Annotated in this window: 17 protein-coding genes and 1 tRNA gene; 6 read left to right on the top strand and 12 right to left on the bottom strand. The window is 34.4% G+C overall.

Annotated features, from left to right (window positions below; translation table 11 throughout):
* Positions 1 to 594 (top strand): 3-isopropylmalate dehydratase small subunit, encoded by a 594-nt coding sequence (leuD, locus tag Ollyesu_RS05420; protein WP_279302780.1) that lies wholly within the window; start codon positions 1 to 3, stop codon positions 592 to 594.
* A gap of 6 nt (positions 595 to 600) precedes the next feature.
* Positions 601 to 1,719, top strand: a complete 1,119-nt coding sequence (gene leuB / locus Ollyesu_RS05415; protein ID WP_279302779.1) for a 3-isopropylmalate dehydrogenase — start codon at positions 601 to 603, stop codon at positions 1,717 to 1,719.
* 121 nt (positions 1,720 to 1,840) lie between these two features.
* Here leuB and amt read toward each other — a convergent pair whose 3' ends face one another.
* From amt to Ollyesu_RS05400, 3 genes are read right to left on the bottom strand one after another with little or no spacing between them, the layout of a single operon-like run.
* Positions 1,841 to 3,073, bottom strand: a complete 1,233-nt coding sequence (amt, locus tag Ollyesu_RS05410; protein ID WP_279302778.1) for an ammonium transporter — start codon at positions 3,071 to 3,073, stop codon at positions 1,841 to 1,843.
* Positions 3,074 to 3,078: 5 nt separating this feature from the next.
* The gene (locus Ollyesu_RS05405) at positions 3,079 to 3,417 is read right to left on the bottom strand and encodes a P-II family nitrogen regulator (protein ID WP_111658440.1); all 339 of its coding nucleotides are present in this window, start codon (positions 3,415 to 3,417) and stop codon (positions 3,079 to 3,081) included.
* A 54-nt stretch (positions 3,418 to 3,471) separates the two neighbouring features.
* Positions 3,472 to 4,458, bottom strand: a complete 987-nt coding sequence (locus tag Ollyesu_RS05400; RefSeq protein WP_279302777.1) for an outer membrane beta-barrel protein — start codon at positions 4,456 to 4,458, stop codon at positions 3,472 to 3,474.
* 445 nt (positions 4,459 to 4,903) lie between these two features.
* Between Ollyesu_RS05400 and gltB the strand changes: the two genes are divergently transcribed.
* The gene (gltB, locus tag Ollyesu_RS05395) at positions 4,904 to 9,400 is read left to right on the top strand and encodes a glutamate synthase large subunit (protein WP_279302776.1); all 4,497 of its coding nucleotides are present in this window, start codon (positions 4,904 to 4,906) and stop codon (positions 9,398 to 9,400) included.
* Positions 9,401 to 9,480: 80 nt separating this feature from the next.
* Complete coding sequence (locus tag Ollyesu_RS05390; protein ID WP_279302775.1) at positions 9,481 to 10,947, top strand: glutamate synthase subunit beta; 1,467 nt, start codon at positions 9,481 to 9,483, stop codon at positions 10,945 to 10,947.
* On the opposite strand, the gene proC is transcribed toward Ollyesu_RS05390, so the two are convergent.
* The 8 genes from proC to mce form a co-directional block, all read right to left on the bottom strand.
* Complete coding sequence (gene proC, locus Ollyesu_RS05385) at positions 10,944 to 11,744, bottom strand: pyrroline-5-carboxylate reductase (RefSeq protein WP_279302774.1); 801 nt, start codon at positions 11,742 to 11,744, stop codon at positions 10,944 to 10,946. The two genes, Ollyesu_RS05390 and proC, sit on opposite strands and share 4 nt — an antisense overlap.
* 25 nt (positions 11,745 to 11,769) lie before the next feature.
* On the bottom strand, positions 11,770 to 13,038 hold the full coding sequence (gene ilvA, locus Ollyesu_RS05380; RefSeq protein ID WP_279302773.1) for a threonine ammonia-lyase: 1,269 nt from the start codon (positions 13,036 to 13,038) through the stop codon (positions 11,770 to 11,772).
* 108 nt (positions 13,039 to 13,146) lie between these two features.
* Positions 13,147 to 14,649 carry a ketol-acid reductoisomerase gene (ilvC, locus tag Ollyesu_RS05375; RefSeq protein WP_279302772.1) on the bottom strand — a complete coding sequence of 501 codons (1,503 nt, stop codon included), beginning with the start codon at positions 14,647 to 14,649 and terminating at the stop codon, positions 13,147 to 13,149.
* An 11-nt stretch (positions 14,650 to 14,660) separates the two neighbouring features.
* A complete protein-coding gene (ilvN, locus tag Ollyesu_RS05370; RefSeq protein WP_279302771.1) occupies positions 14,661 to 15,191 on the bottom strand; it encodes an acetolactate synthase small subunit in 531 nt (176 codons plus the stop codon).
* A 1-nt stretch (position 15,192) separates the two neighbouring features.
* Positions 15,193 to 16,926: a biosynthetic-type acetolactate synthase large subunit gene (ilvB, locus tag Ollyesu_RS05365; protein WP_279302770.1), complete on the bottom strand. Its 1,734-nt coding sequence runs from the start codon at positions 16,924 to 16,926 to the stop codon at positions 15,193 to 15,195.
* A 17-nt stretch (positions 16,927 to 16,943) separates the two neighbouring features.
* A complete protein-coding gene (ilvD, locus tag Ollyesu_RS05360; protein ID WP_279302769.1) occupies positions 16,944 to 18,623 on the bottom strand; it encodes a dihydroxy-acid dehydratase in 1,680 nt (559 codons plus the stop codon).
* 237 nt (positions 18,624 to 18,860) lie between these two features.
* Positions 18,861 to 18,934 (bottom strand) — tRNA-Ile (locus Ollyesu_RS05355).
* A 56-nt stretch (positions 18,935 to 18,990) separates the two neighbouring features.
* Positions 18,991 to 19,392 carry a methylmalonyl-CoA epimerase gene (gene mce / locus Ollyesu_RS05350; RefSeq protein ID WP_111658877.1) on the bottom strand — a complete coding sequence of 134 codons (402 nt, stop codon included), beginning with the start codon at positions 19,390 to 19,392 and terminating at the stop codon, positions 18,991 to 18,993.
* An 82-nt stretch (positions 19,393 to 19,474) separates the two neighbouring features.
* Here mce and rbfA point away from each other — a divergent pair, with 82 nt between their 5' ends.
* Both rbfA and Ollyesu_RS05340 read left to right on the top strand, forming a co-directional pair.
* A complete protein-coding gene (gene rbfA / locus Ollyesu_RS05345; protein ID WP_111658477.1) occupies positions 19,475 to 19,870 on the top strand; it encodes a 30S ribosome-binding factor RbfA in 396 nt (131 codons plus the stop codon).
* Entirely contained in the window at positions 19,871 to 21,076 is a 1,206-nt protein-coding gene (locus tag Ollyesu_RS05340; protein ID WP_279302768.1) for an FtsX-like permease family protein, read from the top strand.
* On the opposite strand, the gene dusB is transcribed toward Ollyesu_RS05340, so the two are convergent.
* Positions 21,077 to 22,072, bottom strand: a complete 996-nt coding sequence (gene dusB, locus Ollyesu_RS05335) for a tRNA dihydrouridine synthase DusB (RefSeq protein ID WP_279302767.1) — start codon at positions 22,070 to 22,072, stop codon at positions 21,077 to 21,079.
* Positions 22,073 to 22,077: the final 5 nt, after the last annotated feature.

Genomic DNA, 22,077 nt, shown 5'->3' with positions numbered 1-22,077 from the left:
ATGGAAAAGTTTACAACATTACAGTCGCGAGCTATTCCGTTAGCGATAGAAAATATAGATACAGATCAAATCATTCCTGCGCGCTTTTTAAAAGCAACAAGCAGAGATGGTTTTGGAAATAACGTATTTAGAGATTGGCGTTTTAATAAGGACGAATCTATAAACCAAGATTTTACATTAAACAACCCAAAATACTCTGGTAGCATTTTAGTTGCTGGCGATAATTTTGGTTGTGGCTCTAGTCGTGAGCATGCTGCTTGGGCTTTAACGGATTATGGTTTTAAGGTGATTGTCTCTAGTTTTTTTGCTGATATCTTCAAAGGAAACGCCTTGAATAATGGGTTACTACCAGTACAAGTCACTCCAGAATTTTTAAATGTACTATTGACTGAAATCTCTGAAAACCCTGAAATTAAATTAGAAGTAAATTTAGAAAACCAGACGATTTCAGTTGAAGGCACTTCTTTTAGTGAGCCCTTTGAGATTGATGCCTACAAAAAAACCTGTATGATTAATGGTTATGATGATATTGATTATTTATTAAGTAAAAAAGAAATGATTACAGCTTTTGAAGCTAAACAACAAACTAATTAGTATAACATGAAATTAAATATAGCCGTTTTATCAGGTGATGGTATTGGTCCAGAAGTCACTGACCAAGGTATAAAAGTATTAAAAGCTATTGCATTAGAGTTTGACCATACTTTTTTGTTTAAAGAAGCTCCTGTAGGTGCTATTGCAATAGATAAACAAAAGAACCCTTTACCAGACGCAACTTTAGACTTATGCAAATCTAGTGATGCGATTTTATTTGGTGCAATAGGTCATCCTAAATACGATAATAACCCTAACGCAAAAGTACGACCGGAACAAGGATTACTTAAGCTTAGAAAAGAATTAGGATTATACGCAAATATTAGACCTGTTAAAGCTTATGATACTTTATTAAATAAATCTCCTTTAAAACGAGACATTATAAATGGCACAGACATTAGTATATATAGAGAATTAACTGGAGGGATTTATTTCGGAAAAAAATATTTAAGCGAAGACGGTAATTCAGCATCCGATTTATGTGAGTATTCTCGCGAAGAAATAGAACGCATTGCACATTTAGCTTTTAAAGCTGCTCAAAGCAGAAAGAAAAAAGTGACTTTAGTTGATAAAGCCAATGTTTTAGAAACCTCTCGTTTATGGAGAAAAGTGGTTACTGAATTAGCAATAGATTATCCAGACGTGGAGCTGGACTTTTTATTTGTAGACAATGCAGCTATGCAAATGATTTTAAATCCAAAACAGTTTGATGTGATATTAACAGAAAATTTGTTCGGAGATGTTATTAGTGATGAAGCTAGTGTTATAGGTGGATCTATTGGGTTATTAGCTTCAGCATCTGTTGGAGACAAATACGCCATGTTTGAACCTATTCATGGGTCTTATCCGCAAGCAACAGGTAAAGGTATTGCAAATCCAATTGCTTCTATATTAAGTGCAGCAATGTTATTAGAACATTTTGGATTATATGAGGAAGCCGAACTTATTAAAAAAGGCGTTGATAAATCTTTAAAATTAGAAATAACAACTCCAGATTTAAATACTAAAAATGATAATGTTACGACTTCTAAAGTGGGCGATTTTATAGCTGATTTTATTAGTAACCCAAATGATACGAATATTAATTTTGCTAATATTCATTTAGGACAATCTACAATTATATAATATTTTATTATTAGTCGTTAAATACTCAGTAATTACATTACTGGGTATTTTTTTTATGCTAAATACAAAAAACCCTCAAAGCATAATACCTTGAGGGTTTCTCAAACAAACTAACTAAATTCTAATGCTCATTTAGTCTAAAGTCTGGATATGCATCCATCCCATGTTCATGAGCATCAAGTCCTTCTAATTCTTCTTTTTCAGAAACTCTAATACCAACGGTTTTCTTCATTATAAAAATGATTAAAAATGAAGACACTATACAAATAGCTGCATAAGAAGCTACACCAATTAGTTGACTTACAAACTGTGCGCCACTTGCTAAATTTCCAAAAATACCTACTGCTAATGTTCCCCAGATACCACATACTAAGTGTACTGCAATAGCACCAACAGGATCATCTAATTTTAACTTATCAATTAAAGAAACTGCAAATACAATAATAGCACCAGCTACTGCTCCAATTATTACAGCATCTGTTGGGCTCATTTGGTCTGCTCCAGCTGTAATACCCACTAATCCTCCTAAGATTCCGTTTAAGAACATTGTTAAATCTAAATTTTTATGTAATATAGTAGAGGTTAGGGCTGCAACAACACCTCCAGCTGCTGCTGCAAGACAAGTTGTTACTAATGTTAATGAAGTTAAAGATGGGTCTGCAGATAATACAGAACCTCCATTAAATCCAAACCATCCTAGCCAAAGGATTAATACTCCAGCTGTTGCTAACGGAATGTTATGTCCTGGTATGGCTTGTAATTGACCATCTTTAAATTTACCAATTCTTGAGCCTAATAAACAAACTGCTACTACAGCAGCCCATCCACCAACAGAGTGTACTAACGTAGAACCTGCAAAGTCATAAAAAGGAGTTTCTAAGCTGTCTAAAAATCCGCCTCCCCATTTCCAAGATCCTGCAATTGGGTATATAAATCCAACGTAAAGTATAGTAAAAACCATAAATGGTCCTATTTTCATACGCTCTGCTACAGCTCCAGATACAATCGTTGCTGCAGTTGCTGCAAACATCCCTTGAAACAAAAAGTCTGTCCAATAGGTGTACCCTTCGTTGTAAGCTAAATCTAAAGCACCTTCTGCTGTTATAGGAGCGTCTAAACCAAACCCTGCAAATCCTAAGACACCATTAAATTCTCCTGGATACATTAAATTAAATCCTACTAAGCAATACAATAGCAGTCCAACTGTAATTATAAAAATGTTTTTAAAAAGTATATTAATTGTGTTTTTTTGACGTGTCAGTCCAATTTCTAAAAATGCAAATCCTAAGTGCATAAAGAAAACCAGTGCTGTACAGATCATCATCCATACATTATTTGTTGTAAGTAATTCCATGTTTTTTATTTTAATGTGTTTCCGCCTTTTTCTCCTGTTCTTATTCTGTAAACTTCATCGATTTTTGAAACGAATATTTTACCATCACCTACTTCACCAGTACTACCAGCTTCAAGAATGGCTTTGATAGTTACTTCTTCAAAATCGTCATTAACAACAATGGATAAATAACGTCTTTGTATATCACTTGTACTGTAAGACACGCCTCTGTAAACATGACCTTCTTTTTCGTTACCAAGTCCTGTAACATCCCAATACGAGAAGAAATTAACACCTACTTCATGAAGTGCTTTTTTAACTGCAGAAAACTTTGACTTTCTGATAATTGCTTCAACTTTTTTCATTTTTTTGAGTTTTTAATTTTCGCTACAGCGAAAACCTTATTAATATTTAGTTAGTTAAAATCTATATATAGCTGCTAACACAAAAGCACCTAGACTTTTTGTAGCCATTAAATCTGTATCTATAAATATATCTTCAGAACCAGAGTCTAATCTAAATTCTGGTTTGATAATTAAATCTTCATCAACCACATAACTTCCTGTAAGTGTAATAGCAATGACACTAGGGTCATCGTCTACAAACTCGTTTTGAGTTTGAAAATATTCACCTCTTAAACCAATTGTAAAAGAATCGCTAGTACTATACTGTGGGTATAAATCTACTCCGTAAAATCCTTCACCTTCATTATCTGCATAAGCAGCATTTATCCCGATAAAAAAGTCATCAGAAGCATCAAAACCTCCTGTATAATCAACCTCAAATCCTAAACCTGCTTTATCGTATAATAAGTTTAAATATTGACCATTATATCCTAATTGTGCTCCAACAGCATAACTACCATCAGGATTAAATTCGGTCACATCTGTTTGATTAAAAACACCTAGCATTAAACTGAAATCTTCAGATAATGAGAAATCTACTTTTACACCTGTATGAGAAAATGGTCCGTTAGAAAACAAGTAAGAGGTACTGTAGTTAAAGTTACCTACTGGAGAAATCACCTCGTAACCTAAATATGTATTAAACTTTCCAAATGTTAATTTGGTGTTTTCACTAATATTATAAAACGCAAATAATTGATTTAAAACAGTTGCACTTGCTGCTTCACCTCTTGGTCCAAATACTAAATCTGCAACAGCTCCAACTTTTCCTTTTTCGTAAGAGGCTATAATATTTCCCATTCCAAGAGAGAAACCACCAGTATCTGCAAAGGAGGTTGCAGGAGCAATCTGGTTATCGTCATTAGGAGCAGTTAAATTAGTCCTGTAATAGGCATCTACGCTTCCTCCAAAAGTGAATTTTTTTTCTGGACTAGTTGTGTCGTTTTGAGAAAATAATAGTGTTGTTGTAAATAGAAGTGTTAAGATCAATAATTGTTTCATAATATTTCTGTGTCAGGAATTAAATTTGTTACCAAATCTATATCAAAAAATATTTAACCCCTAAAAAAATAGGGTTGATGGGTTTGTTTTTATTATTAATTTATTTTTAACCCTATTTTTTAAAGGGTATATTAAATTAGTTGTTGATTTTTTATTAAATCCACATTCTCGTTATTGCTTAAATTTCAATAAAAATTGTTTTTTGTTAAATTTTATTCAACATTTCAACTATTACGAAAACGTTTTCGCATCAAAATTGCATTTTTGTTGTGATTTTTATATTGTCTATTTCATAAAATATGTGCTGTAAAATTGCTCAAATAGCATTTTAAAACTATCTCATTCAGAATTTCGGAAAAGTGATCGGAACCTTTTCATAATCAAACAATAGCACATATATTAGAAGTTAAATAAGGCGGTAAAATGCCTTAAATTCTTACTGATTATGCTAAAAAAACAAGGACTTTATTTACCAGAATATGAACACGATAATTGTGGTGCTGGTTTTATCTGTAGTTTAACAGGAAAACGTTCTAACGATATTATTCATAAAGCGTTAGAAATTTTAGTAAAATTAGAGCATCGTGGTGCTGTAAGTGCGGACGGTGTTACAGGTGATGGTGCAGGTATTTTAATAGATATTCCACATAAATTTTTTAAGATTTTTTGCGAATTTGATTTACCACAAGCTGGTAATTATGCTGTAAGTAATGTGTTTTTACCAAAAAAAGAGAATCAGCGTCAATACTGTATTGATGTATTTGAAAAAGAAATTGAAAACCAAGGGTTAAAATTCATTGGTTGGAGAGATGTTCCTGTTAATAGTGACGTTTTAGGAGACATTGCTAAAGTCACAGAGCCTTTTGTAAAGCAAATTTTTATAGGTAAGGCAAACGACGAGCAAACCGAAAGAGAGTTTAACTTAAAACTATTTGCTACACGTAAAATTACAGAACATATTATATATGGTTCTAAATTATCAGAATCTAAATTCTTCTACCTTCCAAGTCTGTCCACAAAAATTATCATATTTAAAGGCTTATTAATGCCAGAGCATATTAACGAGTATTATTTAGACTTGTTTAATTCAGCATTAGATACACGTTTAGCGTTAGTGCATCAACGCTTTTCTACCAACACCTTCCCAACTTGGGATTTAGCACAACCGTTTAGATACATCTGCCATAATGGTGAAATTAACACAGTTAGAGGTAATGTGTCTCGAATGTTTTCTCGTGAAGAAATCATGGAAAGCCCATTGTTTGGTGACGATATAAAAAAGATTATTCCAACTGTTTTAAGAGGTAAATCAGATTCGGCAACCTTAGACATGGTTGTAGAATTATTGTTAATGACTGGCAGATCGCTTCCAGAAGCAATGATGATGCTAGTGCCTGAAGCATGGGAGAAAAACCCAAACATGTCTGATGCTAAAAAAGCATTTTATGAGTATAACTCTTGTCTTATGGAACCTTGGGATGGACCAGCTTCGATCCCTTTTACTGATGGTAATTTTATAGGTGCTGTATTAGACCGAAACGGATTGCGACCTTCAAGGTATACTGTTACAAAATCTGGAAACGTAATAATGTCATCAGAAACTGGAGTGGTTGATATTAAACCTGGAAACGTAGAGTATCATGGTCGTTTAGAACCTGGAAAAATGTTTTTAGTAAATATGAATGAGGGGCGAATTGTTAATGACGAAGAAATAAAAGAAGAAATTGCAGCCAAATATCCTTACAGACAATGGTTAAATGAAAACCTAGTACATCTTAGAGATATTGAAGCAAAAAAAGGACCAATAAAGCATGATGAAATTGAATTATCAAAACGTGAAGTCGTTTTTGGCTATACTGAAGAAGATTTAAACACCATTATTCGTCCTATGGCGCAATTAGGAAAAGAGCCTATTGGATCTATGGGTAGCGATGCGCCAATTGCAATTTTATCTGAAAGACCTCAACTGGTCTATAATTATTTTAAACAGTTATTTGCGCAGGTTACCAATCCGCCTTTAGACGGAATTAGAGAAGAATTAATTACAGATATTAGCTTAACTTTAGGTAGTGATGTTAACCTGTTTGATATTAATGCTGAGCATTGTAAAAAGCTGAAAATTCAGAACCCAGTCATCTCTAAACACGATTTAGATAAGATTAAAAACTACGATACTAATCCAGATTTTAAAGTTGAATCTATTTCAATGTTATACGAAGTTAATCGTGGGTTAAATGAATTGGAAGTCGCTCTAGAAAACTTAGTCACTAAAGCTTCTAAAGCGATTGATGAAGGTGCAAATATTATCATTTTATCAGACAGATTTGTAGATGAAAATCACGCACCAATTCCTGCACTTTTAGCTTGTTCTTATGTAAATCATGCGCTTCATAAATTAAAAAAACGCTCAAAAATTAGTTTAATTATTGAGTCGGCAGAACCGCGTGAAGTCCATCACTTTGCTTTACTTTTTGGTTATGGTGCAAGTGCTGTAAACCCATATATCGTTAATGAAATTGTTCAGAAGCAAATCAATAATAAAGATGTTACCGATTTAGAGTATTTAACTGCTATTAAAAATTACAACAAAGCAATTGGAAAAGGGATTCTGAAAGTAATGAACAAAATAGGAATCTCAACTTTAAATTCTTACAGAGGGTCCCAATTATTCGAATGTATCGGAATCAACTCTGCTACGGTTGAAAAATATTTCCCAAATACAACCACCAGAATTCAAGGTGTTGGATTAAGAGAAATTGAACAAGAAATAGTAAAACGTCATAAAAAAGCCTTTCATAAAAATATAAAACCAACTATTGAAGTTGGTGGCGATTATAGATGGCGACGTGGACAAGAAAAACATATGTTTAACCCATTAACAGTTGCAAAACTTCAAGAATCGGTAAGAACTAACAAAGCCTCAACTTTTAAGGAGTATTCTGAGTTGGTAAATAACCAATCTAAAAACTTAATGACCATTAGAGGTTTGTTTGAGTTTGATCAATTTGACCCTATTCCAATTGATGAAGTAGAACCTTGGACTGAAATTGTAAAGCGTTTTAAAACTGGAGCTATGTCTTACGGTTCTATTAGTAAAGAAGCGCATGAAAACTTAGCAGTTGCCATGAACAGAATAGGTGGAAAATCTAATTCTGGTGAAGGTGGCGAAGATCAAGAACGTTTTTATAAATCTTCACAAGGCGACTGGAAAAATTCAGCAATTAAACAAGTAGCATCAGGTCGTTTTGGTGTGACTTCAAATTACTTAACAAGTGCAAACGAAATTCAAATAAAAATAGCACAAGGTGCAAAGCCTGGTGAAGGTGGACAATTACCTGGACCAAAAGTCAATCGGGAGATTGCAAAAACAAGAAACTCTACACCTTATGTCGGATTGATTTCGCCTCCACCACATCACGATATTTATTCTATTGAAGATTTATCACAATTAATATATGATGTAAAATGTGCTAACAGAGAAGCCAGAATTAATGTAAAATTAGTATCGGAAGTTGGTGTTGGTACTGTAGCAGCAGGAGTTGCCAAAGCTAAAGCAGACGTGATTTTAGTTTCTGGTTTTGATGGTGGTACAGGAGCATCGCCTTTAACATCTTTGCGACACGCAGGATTACCTTGGGAACTTGGTATTGCAGAAGCGCAACAAACTCTAGTGATGAACGATCTTAGAAATCGAGTGGTTTTAGAGTGCGACGGACAGTTAAAAACAGGACGTGATGTCGCGATTGCCTGTTTATTAGGAGCTGAAGAATTTGGTTTTGCAACCGCACCTTTAGTAGCTTCGGGTTGTATTATGATGCGTGTTTGCCATCTTAATACGTGTCCAGTTGGGATTGCTACCCAAAACCCAGAACTACGTAAAAAGTTTAAAGGCAAACCAGAACATGTCGTTAACTACATGTATTTTGTCGCTCAAGAATTGCGTGAGATTATGGCTAAATTAGGATTTAGAACTATTAATGAAATGGTTGGTCAGTCTCAAAAATTAAATAGAAATAAAGCAATTGACCATTACAAATCTTCAGGTATTGATTTAACACCAATTCTTCATAAAGTTGAAGTTTCGGAAGATGTAAAACTATTTAACACTTACTGTCAAGACCATAACTTAAATGTGCACTTAGATTTTAAGATTATTAAGCAAGCGCATCAAGCATTATTCCGAAGACAAAAAACACATTTAGAACTACCAATTACTAATATCGATCGCGCTGTTGGTGCGATTGTGAGTAACGAGATTTCTAAAATTTATGGTGCAGATGGTTTACCGGAAGATACTATAGATATTGAGTTTAGTGGTTCTGCTGGTCAGAGTTTTGGTGCATTTGCTACCAAAGGTTTAAAGTTTACCGTACACGGAAACACCAACGATTACTTAGGAAAAGGTCTTTCTGGAGCAAAATTAATTATTAAAGTACCGGAAAAATGTACCATTACTCCAGAAGATAACATCATTACAGGAAACGTAACATTATATGGAGCAACTTCCGGAGAAGTCTACATCAATGGAAAAGCAGGCGAACGTTTTTGTGTGAGAAACTCTGGTGCCAAAGCAGTTGTGGAAGGTATTGGAGATCATGGTTGCGAATATATGACTGGTGGTGTGGCTGTTATTCTTGGTGCTGTTGGACGAAATTTTGGAGCAGGAATGAGTGGCGGAATTGCTTATGTTTTAGATGAAAATGACACGTTTATACAACACTGTAATTCTGAAGATTTAAATATCGATCCTATCGAAAACGTAGAGGATCAGTTACAGTTAGAACAGTTAATTGAAAATCATCATCATGCAACTGGAAGTCCTTTAGCGAAAAGAATTTTAGATAATTGGAAAAGTTTCCTTCCGAAGTTTAAAAAAGTGCTCCCAGAAGAATACAGACAAGCCTTATTAAGATTAGAACAAGAAGAATTAGAATTAGTTTAAGATTAAAGTTGCTTTAATCTTTTAATTAAAAACATAAATTTAGAAAGTTAGGATGAGATTCCTGCTTTCGCAGGAACGAGATGGGAAAGATAACAGGATTTTTAGAATATGAGCGCCAAGACGAGAGTTACATTGAGCCAAAAAAACGAATTGAACATTATAAGGAATTTACGGTTCCGTTAAAAGAAGAAAAACTTAAAGATCAAGGTGCACGCTGCATGGATTGCGGTATTCCGTTTTGCCACAGTGGATGTCCTTTGGGTAATTTAATTCCAGACTTTAACGATAAAGTGTATAAAGGCAAATGGAAAGAAGCTGCCGAAATATTACACAAAACTAACAACTTCCCAGAATTTACCGGAAGATTATGTCCTGCACCATGCGAAGAAGCTTGTGTGTTAGGTATTAATGAAGACCCAGTAACTATTGAAAATATTGAGAAAAACATTGTAGAAACTGCCTTTAAAGAAGGTTGGATTACTGCACAACCTCCAAAAGTTAGAACCGAAAAAACAGTTGCTGTTATTGGTTCTGGACCTGCTGGATTAGCTGCAGCTCAACAATTGAATCGTGCAGGACATACAGTAACCGTTTTAGAACGTGATGAAAAAGTGGGTGGATTATTACGTTACGGAATTCCTGATTTTAAAATGGAAAAAAACGTTATTGACAGACGTATTAAAGTTTTAGAAGAAGAAGGCATTGTTTTTAAAACCAACGCACATGTTGGTGTTAACATAGATGCCAACCAATTAAAAGATGATTTTGATGCAATTGTGTTATGTGGAGGTGCAACCGTTAGACGAAGTATTCCTATTCCAGGAGCAGATTTAAAAGGTGTAACACAAGCGATGGATTTTTTAAAACTAAACAATCAATATGTAGATGGTTTAGTAGATTTTAAAAACGTTATTTCTGCTAAAGGAAAAGACGTAATTGTTATTGGTGGAGGCGATACAGGAAGTGATTGTATAGGGACTTCTAATCGTCATGGCGCAACATCGGTTACCAATTTTGAAATTTTAAGCAAACCAACCGAAGGTCGTCCAGCACACCAACCTTGGCCCTATTGGCCAATGAAGTTAAAAACCACCTCATCACACCAAGAAGGTGTGGAACGTTTTTTTAGTATATCTACAAAAGAGTTTATTGGAGACCAAAAAGGAAACTTAAAAGGATTAAAAACAGTAGAAGTTGAATGGATTTTTAAACCTGGTGAACGTCCGCAACTAAAAGAAATTGAAGGCACAGAAAAAGAATGGAAATGCGACTTAGCCTTATTGGCTTTAGGATTTACTGGAGCCGAAAAAACATTAGCAGATCAGTTTGGTTTAAACATGGATTTTAGAACCAACATTGAAGCGTCAACCAAAGATTATGCAACTAATATTCCTGGTGTTTTTGCTGCTGGAGATATGCGTCGCGGACAGTCATTAATTGTTTGGGCAATTTCTGAAGGAAGACAAGCAGCCCATCATGTGGATGCATACTTAATGGGAGAATCAAACTTGCCTTTAAAGGATGACAGCGATTTGCCTAGGGTTTAGTTTAAGACCTGCTTTATCCCTTCAATCTTCTCAAAAGACGCTATCATTCCTCTAATTAATGAAGAACTTAATCCTTGGTGTTCCATTTCGTTTAAACCTTCAATAGTACAACCCATTGGTGTGGTTACCTTATCTATTTCTTGTTCTGGATGATTACCTGTTGCAATTAATAAACTTGAAGCACCTTCACATGTGTGCATAGCTAATTGCTGTGCTTCTTTGGCATCAAAACCTAATTGTATCGCAGCTTGTGTTGTTGCTCTTATCAATCGCATCCAAAAGGCAATTCCGCTTGCGCAAACTACAGTTGCAGCTTGCATTTGTTTTTCTGGAATAACTAGTGTTGTACCTAAGGTATCAAATATTTTTCTGGTTATGTTTAGCTTTAATATAGCTTTTTCATTACTACAGATACATGTCATAGATTTACCAACAGCTATTGCTGTATTTGGCATCGCCCGAATTACTGAATTTTGATTTCCGATAACGTCCTCAATTTTCTGAATCGAAAACCCTGTAATTGTAGAAATTAGTGTGTGTTTTGGAGTTATAAATTGTTTGTTTTTTCTAAGTACTGCTGCTAAGTGATTGGGCTGAACTGCAAAAATTATAATATCAGAATTCTGGATTGCCATTCCGTTATCACTAGTAATCACTACTTTTTTATTTGCTTTAAAACCTTCTAATTCGTTAATATGGCGTTTAGTTAAATATAATGATGAAATCATATTATTAACCAATAACCCTTTTGCAATGGATAATCCTAAATTTCCAACACCAATTATAGCAATTCTCATAGATACAAATTTTGTTAGTTCAAATTTACACCAGAAATTGAAATAAATCTGGCTTATCATTTAAATAATCACCATAAAAATTATGAAGTTTCATTTTGGTTATTAATGGCTCTAAATCGTCTGGAGATTTTAACTCTAAACCAACTACAGCAACATCATTGTCCCGATTTGCTTTTTTGGTGTATTCAAAATGTGTGATATCATCGGTTGGACCTAAAATATCTACTACAAAATCTCTTAAAGCTCCAGCACGTTGCGGAAATTTTACGATAAAATAATGTTTTAGATTAGAATATAGTAGTGCTCGTTCTTTAATTTCGGCAGTGCGTGTAATATCGTTATTGCTTCCACTAATCACACATACGACGTTTTTGCCTTTTATTTCTTCAGTAAACAAATCTAATCCACAAAGACTTAAAGCACCTGCAGGCTCTACAATAATGGCATCTTTATTATATAAATCTAAAATGGCTTGGCAAATTTTGCCTTCATCTACAGTAACCACACGGTGTAAGGTCTCTTTACAAATGGCAAAGTTTAAATCTCCAACACGTTTAACAGCTGCTCCATCTACAAAGTTATCTATAGATTTTAATGTAATATTTTTATTGTTTCTAATAGAATTTAACATCGCAGGAGCGCCTTTTGGCTCTACACTAATTATTTTTGTTTGAGGTGATAACAGTTTAAACACAGAGGATAATCCTGCAGCAAGTCCACCTCCACCGACAGGCACAAACACATAATGTATTGGATGTTCTTGTAATTGGTCAATAATTTCTAAACCAACTGTAGCTTGTCCTTCAATAACTTTTTCATCGTTAAAAGGATGAATGAATGTTTTATTTAAGTCCTCACATTGTTGTATAGCTGCTTCATAAGCATCATCATAAGTATCACCTACCAAAACGACATCTATATATTCTTCACCAAACATTTTTACCTGATCAATCTTTTGATTTGGCGTTGGTGAAGGCATGAAAATGGTGCCTTTTATTTTTAATAATTTACAAGACAATGCAAATCCTTGTGCATGATTTCCTGCACTTGCACATACAATTTCGTTTTCAATTTGAGTTGGAGTCAATGACGAAATTTTATTATAAGCACCACGAATTTTATAAGAGCGTACATCTTGTAAATCTTCTCTTTTAAAATAAATATTGGCTTGAAACTGCTTAGAATACCTTACATTTTTTGTTAAAGGTGTTACAGATGCTATTCCTTTTAACTTTTCTGCTGCAGCTTCTATAGCTCTAAGCTCTGGTCTGTATGTGGTTTTGGTTTCTTCCATCTTCAGTTCCCAATAAAATGGGAATCTTTTTTAATTCTATCTGTCTGGTCGAGTGCAGTCGAGACCTAAATAACCTCTCGACTGCGCTCGAGGTGACATTAATTAAAATTAAGCTAACACTGAATCTTCTGTTTTTACATCAGATTTTATAATTTTCATTGCAGTCATTGCTGCTCTTAATCGTTTTCCAACTGCTTCGATTGGGTGATTTCTAATCGCATCGTTTACAGCAATTAGCTCTACATTATCTACTCCGTTTGTTGTTGAAAATGGTTTACCAATAATATCTGTTTTAACCGTTTTCATAAAGTCTATTAATAATGGTTTGCAAGCATGATCAAATAGATAACAACCATATTCTGCAGTATCAGAGATAACTCTGTTCATTTCAAATAATTTTTTTCTTGCAATGGTATTTGCAATTAATGGTAATTCGTGAAGCGATTCATAATAAGCAGAGTCTTCAATAATTCCTGCACTTACCATAGTTTCGTAAGCTAATTCTACTCCAGATTTCACAAAAGCTACTAACAATGTTCCATGATCAAAATAGTCCTGTTCAGAAATATGATCTGTGGTTAATGCTGTTTTTTCAAAAGCAGTTTCGCCAGTTGCAGCTCTCCATTTTAACAAGTTTACATCATCATTTGCCCAATCTTCCATCATAGTTTTTGAAAAGTGACCCGAAATGATATCATCCATATGCTTTTCGAATAAAGGACGCATAATATCTTTTAATTCTTCAGATAATTGGTATGCTTTTATTTTTGCTGGATTCGATAAACGATCCATCATGTTTGTAATTCCACCATGCTTTAAAGCTTCTGTAATGGTTTCCCAACCAAATTGGATTAACTTTCCAGCATATCTAGGTTCAATACCTTCTTCTACCATTTTATCAAACGATAAGATGGCTCCTGTTTGTAACAAACCACATAAAATGGTTTGCTCTCCCATTAAATCAGATTTTACCTCAGCAATAAAAGACGATTCTAAAACACCTGCTCTGTGACCACCTGTTGCTGCAGCATACGCTTTAGCTTGTGCCCAACCTTTATGTTCTGGATCGTTTTCTGGGTGTACTGCAATTAATGTTGGCACACCAAAACCACGCTTGTATTCTTCACGCACTTCTGTACCAGGACATTTTGGTGCCACCATAATAACGGTTAAATCTTTACGGATTTGTGTACCTTCTTCCACGATGTTAAATCCGTGAGAATAGCTTAGAGTTGCGCCTTTTTTCATTAAAGGCATCACTGCTTTTACTACATTGGTGTGTTGTTTATCTGGTGTTAAGTTTAATACCAAATCTGCTGCAGGAATTAACTCTTGGTAAGTCCCAACTGTAAACCCGTTGCTTGTTGCATTTTTATAAGACTCGCGTTGCTCATCAATTGCAACTTGACGTAATGCATAAGAAATATCTAAACCAGAATCTCTCATGTTTAAACCTTGGTTTAAACCTTGTGCACCACAACCTACAATTACTATTTTTTTTCCTTTTAATGCATTTACACCATCTTCAAATTCTGAAGCATCCATAAATCTGCATTTTCCTAATTGTTCTAATTGGTTTCTTAATGATAATGTGTTAAAGTAATTTGACATTGCCTTGTTTTTTAATTGTTGAATGCTAAAAGCATTTTTGATATTTCCATTGCGTCTTTAGTCACTGCAATACGACCAGATCTGGTAAATTGCAGGATTCCAAATACACTTAATTCTCTATATAACAGCTCAATTTCTTCTTTACGCCCTGATTTTTCAATGACGAAAAAGTCACGATTTACAGTTACAATCCTTGCATTGCTTTCTTTTATTATATTTTGAATTTGACGTTCTTCAAATAATAAGTCAGATTTCATTTTAAAAATGCATGATTCTTGGTAAATAGTGTCTTCATCCTTATGAAAATACGCCTTTATAACCTCGACTTGCTTTTCTATTTGACCAATAATTTTTTTCATTTGGTCTTCAGTAATTTCAACTACAATTGTAAATTTTGAAACTCCTTCAATTTCTGATGCTGAAGTATTTAAACTTTCAATGTTGATATGTCTTCGCTGGAAAATTGCCGAAATACGGTTTAATAATCCAATATTATTTTCGGTGTAAACTGAAACGGTATATATGTTTTTTTCTGCTTCCATATTATTCTAATCTTATGTCTGAAACACTTGCACCTGTTGGTATCATAGGAAATACGTTATCTTCTTTTTCTACTCTCACTTCTAAAAAATAAGGACCTTCACTATCAATCATTTCCTTAACTGCTGCTTTTAAATCTTCTCTTTTCGATACTGTATTTGCATCGATATGATATCCTTTTGCAATTGCTACAAAATCTGGATTTATCATTTCGGTTGAGGCGTAGCGTTTATCAAAAAATAGCTGTTGCCACTGCCTAACCATACCTAAAAACTCGTTGTTTAAAACAACGATTTTTACTCCTGCTTTTTGCTGAAAAATAGTACCTAATTCTTGAATAGTCATTTGGTAACCACCATCTCCTATAATAGCCACAACTTCACGCTCTGGAGCTGCCATTTTTGCACCAATTGCTGCTGGTAACGCAAATCCCATGGTTCCTAATCCACCTGAGGTAATATTACTTTTGCTTATATTGAAATCGGCATAGCGACAAGCTATCATTTGGTGTTGACCAACATCACTTACAATTGCTGCTTCACCTTTGGTTTGTGTGTTAATTTCTTTTAAAACCTCACCCATGGTTAAGCCTTCTTTGGTTGGGTGTAAATCATTTTTGATGACTTTATCGTATTCAATTTTATATAAATCCTTGAATTTTTGATGCCAATCGCTATGTGAGTTTTTATTCAATAATGATAGAATGGCTTTTAAGGTTTCTTTAGAGTTTCCTAGGATTGCAATGTCTGCTTTTACGTTTTTATTTACTTCTGCTGGATCGATTTCAAAATGGATGACTTTAGCTTGTTTAGCGTATGTGGCTAAATTACCTGTTACACGATCATCAAAACGCATTCCTATTGCTATTAACACATCACATTGGTTAGTCAACACATTTGGCGCATAATTACCATGCATACCAACCATTCCAACATTTAAAGGATGAGTTGATGGTATTGCTGAAGCACCTAAAATAGTCCAAGCAGACGGTAAACCTGCTTTTTCAATGACTGCTTTAAATTCGGCTTCGGCTTCGCCTAAAATGACACCTTGTCCCCAAACAACTAATGGTTTTTTTGCATTATTAATTAAATCTGCAGCAGCTTTTAATGTGCTTTCATCTGTGTCTGGAACAGGCTTATAGCTTCTAATTCCTGTACATTTTTCGTACTTAAAATCAAACTCTTCAAACTGAGCATCTTTAGTAATGTCTATTAACACAGGTCCTGGTCGACCACTTTTAGCAATGTAAAATGCTTTAGCGAACACTTCTGGGATTTCTGAAGCTTTTGTAATTTGACAATTCCATTTAGTAACTGGCGTAGAAATACCAACAATATCTGTTTCCTGAAAGGCATCACTACCTAATAAATGCGAAGCTACTTGACCAGTAATACACACCATTGGTGTACTATCTATTTGTGCATCTGCAATTCCTGTTATTAAGTTTGTTGCTCCTGGACCTGAGGTTGCAATAGCAACACCAACTTTACCGGAAATACGAGCATAGCCTTGTGCAGAATGTGTTGCTCCTTGCTCATGACGAGTTAACACGTGATGGATTTTATCTTGGTACTTATATAATTCGTCATAAACTGGCATAATAGCTCCTCCTGGATATCCATAAAGGATATCAACACCTTCTGCTAATAAGCATTTTATGATGGCTTCACTTCCAGAAATACGTTCTGTTTGTTGTGAAGATTTTTGTGTTTGTTTTATGGTTTTTGTTTCCATATTCTCTGTTTTTCACATTATAAATCAGTAACACATCCTTTTGATGCTGATGCTACAGATTTTGCGTATTTGTATAAAATTCCTTTGTTGTGTTTTAATGGTGGTGCTTGCCATTTTGCTTGTCGTTCTGCAAGTTCTTCTTCAGAAAGTAAAACATTAATGGAGTTGTCCTCTGCACTGATTCTGATTTTATCTCCTGTTTTTATTAAAGCTATAGTTCCGCCTGATTGTGCTTCTGGTGTGATGTGACCCACTACAAATCCGTGAGTTCCTCCAGAAAACCGACCGTCTGTAATTAATGCAACTGATTTACCTAAACCTGCTCCCATAATTAATGAGGTTGGTTTTAGCATTTCTGGCATACCTGGACCTCCTTTTGGTCCAACATATCTAATGACAACGACATCTCCTTTTTCTACTTCGCCATTAGAAATACCTGTATTGGCTGCTTGCTCACCATCATAAACCACTGCTTTGCCTTCAAATAGTAATCCTTCATTTCCTGATATTTTTGCTACTGCGCCTTCTGTTGCTAAGTTTCCGTAGATAATTTGAATGTTTCCAGAGGTTTTTAATGCTTTATCTTTAGGGTAAATAACATCTTGGTCTTCAAATTCCATAGGTTTTACATCTGCTAAATTTTCTGCTAAAGTCTTTCCTGTAACGGTTAAACAATCACCATGCAAATAGCCATTATCTAATAAATATTTCATAATTGCTGGTGTACCACCAACACTATGAACATCTTCCATTAAATATTTACCAGAAGGTTTTAAATCTGCTATTAAAGGCGTTCTGTCACTTACACGTTGAAAATCTTCTAAAGTAAAGTCTATATCTGCTGCATGTGCAATTGCTAAAAAGTGTAAAACCGCATTGGTTGAACCACCTAATGCATTAACAATTGCGATTGCATTTTCTAAAGACTTTTTAGAAATAATATCTAGCGGTTTTAAATCTAGCTCTAATAAGTTTTTAATTGCTAATGCTGTGCGTTCTGCTTCTGATAATTTATTAGGATTTTCAGCTGGAATAGATGAATTATAAGGTAATGCAAAACCCATACATTCTATTGCAGAAGCCATAGTATTTGCAGTGTACATACCACCACATGCTCCAGCTCCTGGAATGGCACGTTTAATGATTTCTCTGTATTCTGCTTCATCAATTTCTCCAGCAACTTTTTGTCCTAAAGCTTCAAAAGCGGATACGATATTTAATTTTTTTCCTTTATAGTTTCCTGATGCGATTGTCCCTCCATACATCATAATTGATGGACGATTTAAACGCAACATTGCGATGACTGCTCCTGGCATATTTTTGTCACAACCCACTACAGAAATTAAAGCGTCATAACTTTGTGCATTCATTACAGTTTCAATAGAATCTGCAATAATATCTCTGGATGCTAGAGAATAATTCATACCAGAAGTTCCCATCGAAATTCCATCGGAAACACCAATAGTATTAAACCCTAAACCTACTAAACCTGCTATTTTACATTCTATTTTAACTTCGCCAGCCAACCCATTTAAGTGCATGTTACAAGGGTTACCATCGTAACCTGTGCTTGCAATACCTACTTGAGCTTTCTGCATGTCTTCATCTGTTAAGCCTACTGCATAAAGCATGGCTTGTGATGCTGGTTGGGATTGGTCTTGTGTTAGTCTGCGACTGTGTTTGTTTAATGGACTCATTTACGGTCTTCTTCTTTTTAAAAAAACTAAATTAAAGGTTTGACCTTTTCTTGTTGTGTAGTAGAAGAAATTGAGATTAAAGTCATAGGATTGAAATACACATCAAACTACTGATTAACAGTGTTTTAAGTATATTTTCTTATGATACCCAAAGCAAATTTTTAATTGAAAATATATTTATTAGAAAGCTTGATAGAACAAAAAAACCGATTCAAATGAATGAATCGGTTTTAAAGGTGGTCCCACCTGGGCTCGAACCAGGGACTTTCTGATTATGAGTCAGATACTCTAACCAACTGAGTTATAGGACCCGAAATTGGAGTGCAATATTACTACTATTTTTAAAATACTGCAAACCTTTTTTTAATTACTTAATCTCTTGACATAGCTCAATTAACACTCCGTTAGACGATTTTGGATGTAAAAAAGCTACTAACTTATTGTCAGCTCCTTTTTTAGGGGTTTCGTTTAACACAATGAAGCCTTCTTTTTTTAAACGCTTAATTTCTTTTTCAATATTGGCAACATCAAATGCAATATGGTGGATGCCTTCTCCTTTTTTTTCAATAAACTTAGCGATAGGACTATCTGGTTTTGTGGCCTCTAATAATTCTATTTTATTAGGTCCTACTTTAAAAAAAGAAGTGTTTACGCCTTCACTTTTTACTGTTTCGGTTTTATAATGTGCTTTTCCAAAAAGCTTCGCGAAAAGCGTATTTGAAGCTTCTAAATCTTTAACTGCAATTCCTATATGCTCAATTTTTTTCATTTTTACGTATTTTAAGGTACAATAATTGCTTAAATATGCCTTAAAAGTAATATATTCTTGTAATAACAACTATTTTTGCACTATGGAAGAAAGTCAAAGACAAAAAAAAATAGCTTCGGTTTTACAACGTGATTTAGTAGATATCCTTCAAGGTGCTGCTACTCAGGGTGGAATGCGAGGTATAATAATATCGGTTTCTAAAGTTAGAGTGACCGCAGATTTAACAGATGCTAAAGTATACTTAAGTATTTTTCCAAACGAAAAAGCTAAAGAACTTTTAGAAGGCATCAAAGCTAACAAGCCAATGATTAGACATGAGTTGGCACAACGCACCAGAAATCAATTACGCAGGATGCCTGTTTTAGAATTTTATGTGGATGATAGCTTAGAACACATTGATAATATCGAAAAATCGCTTAAAGGTGAGGACAACCCAATTAAGAATCCTGATTTACTAGATAACCGAAAAAAGGGATAATTGAACTTTCCGTTATACATAGCAAAACGTTACATACGCAGTAAAAGCAGTAATAATGCTATTAACTTTATTACTATCATTGCTATTGTAGGCATTATTTTAGGAGCAGCTTCTTTGTTTATTGTGCTCTCTGGTTTTGCAGGTTTACGGGATTTTACCTTAGAATTTTCTAGTATTATTGATCCTGATTTAAAAGCCGAAACTACCATTGGAAAATCATTTATTTTAGATAAAAATCAAGAAAAACAATTACTAAATATTGAAGGTGTTGCTAATTTTTCAAAAATAATTGAAGAACGTGTTATAGCCTCTTCAGATGGTAATAATCATCCAGCATACATTAAAGGTGTTGACCAAAATTATAATAAGATAACAGCAATAGATTCTGTGATACCCTATGGAAACTGGTTATATCCAGACACACCACAGATTGTGGTAGGCTGGGGAATCTCTAACCGATTGTCTGTATTTATTAATGATTATGGTAAAACAGTGACACTATCTGTGCCTAAACCTGGAAAAGGTCAGATTAGTTCTCAAAGCCAAGCATTAAATCAAGTAAATACCGTTAATGTTGGTATTTATGACATAAACGAGGAACTGAATAATAAATACATTTTTACATCCATTGAAACTGCTAGAGCATTACTAAATTACGAACTTAACCAAGTGACAAATTTAGAATTTAAACTAGCTGTAAATGCAGACGAAGACCAAGTAAAAGAGGATATTAAATCTATTTTAGGAGATACTATAATTGTAAAAAATAAAGATCAGCTAAACGATGCCATTTATAAGATGTTAAACACTGAAAACCTTGCAGTGTATCTCATCTTTACATTAGTGTTAATCATTGCGCTATTTAATGTTATAGGCTCCATAGTCATGATGATTTTAGATAAAAAGAAAACCTTAAACACCCTTTTTAATATAGGAGCAACGGTTAAAGACATTAGAAATATCTTTTTTTACCAAGGTGTTTTAATGACGTTTATTGGAGGTTTTGTCGGATTAATTGTTGGTTATATTATCATCCAATTACAGTCTAGTTTTGGCTTAATAATGATTACACCAAGCTTGCCTTACCCAGTTGCTATTCATTTTAAAAATTTTGTGATTGTAATGGTTACAATTAGTATTTTGGGTGTTATTGCTTCCAAAATTGCAGCGTCAAGAATTAGTCGTGATTTAGTGAAAACGAGTTAATTACTCTGTAAACTGAAAATCGCCAAACTTTTCTAGTACCTCATCAAAAGCAGCAAAAACATCTACTGACGCATCACTAGTGACCATTTTCATTCGGTGTTCTTTAAAATGAGGAATACCCTTAAAGTAGTTGGTATAGTGTCTTCTGGTTTCAAACACACCAAGAATTTCGCCTTTCCAGTCTATGGACATTTGTAAGTGCCTTCTAGCAGCTTCTACTCGCTCTTGCATGGTAATTGGTCTGTAATGCTCACCTGTTTCAAAAAAGTGTTTGACTTGCTTAAAAAACCAAGGATTACCAATGGTTGCACGACCAATCATAGCGCCATCTAAACCATATTCGTCACGCATTAACATAGCTTTTTCTGGGGTATCTACATCTCCATTTCCAAATACAGGAATATGCATTCTTGGGTTGTTTTTTACAGCAGCAATTGGCTTCCAATCGGCTTCACCTTTATACATTTGTGCTCTAGTACGACCATGTATGGCAATAGATTTAATACCTACGTCTTGTAAACGTTCAGCCACCTCAACAATTCTAATTGAATCATGATCCCAACCTAATCTGGTTTTTACAGTCACAGGTATGTCTGTACGTTTAACCATTTCGGCAGTCAATTTTTCCATTAAACACACATCCTTTAAGATGCCTGCACCTGCGCCTTTGCTTACTACTTTTTTTACTGGACACCCAAAATTGATATCGATAATATCTGGCTTAGACTCTGCTACAATATCTATGGTTTGTAACATACTATCCATATTAGCTCCAAAAATTTGGATTCCTACAGGTCGTTCTTTTTCGTAAATATCAAGCTTCATCACGCTTTTAGCAGCGTTACGGATTAGGCCTTCACTAGACACAAACTCGGTATAAACCACATCAGCACCTTGCTCTTTACACAATGCGCGAAAAGGAGGGTCACTAACATCTTCCATTGGTGCTAACAACAATGGGAAATCTGGAAGTTCTATGTTACCAATTTTTACCACGAAAA

The organism is Olleya sp. YS, from assembly GCF_029760915.1.
Lineage (GTDB): Bacteria > Bacteroidota > Bacteroidia > Flavobacteriales > Flavobacteriaceae > Olleya.
The sequence above is the reverse complement of the archived record's forward strand: the minus strand, read 5'-3'. Positions and strand labels throughout refer to the sequence as shown.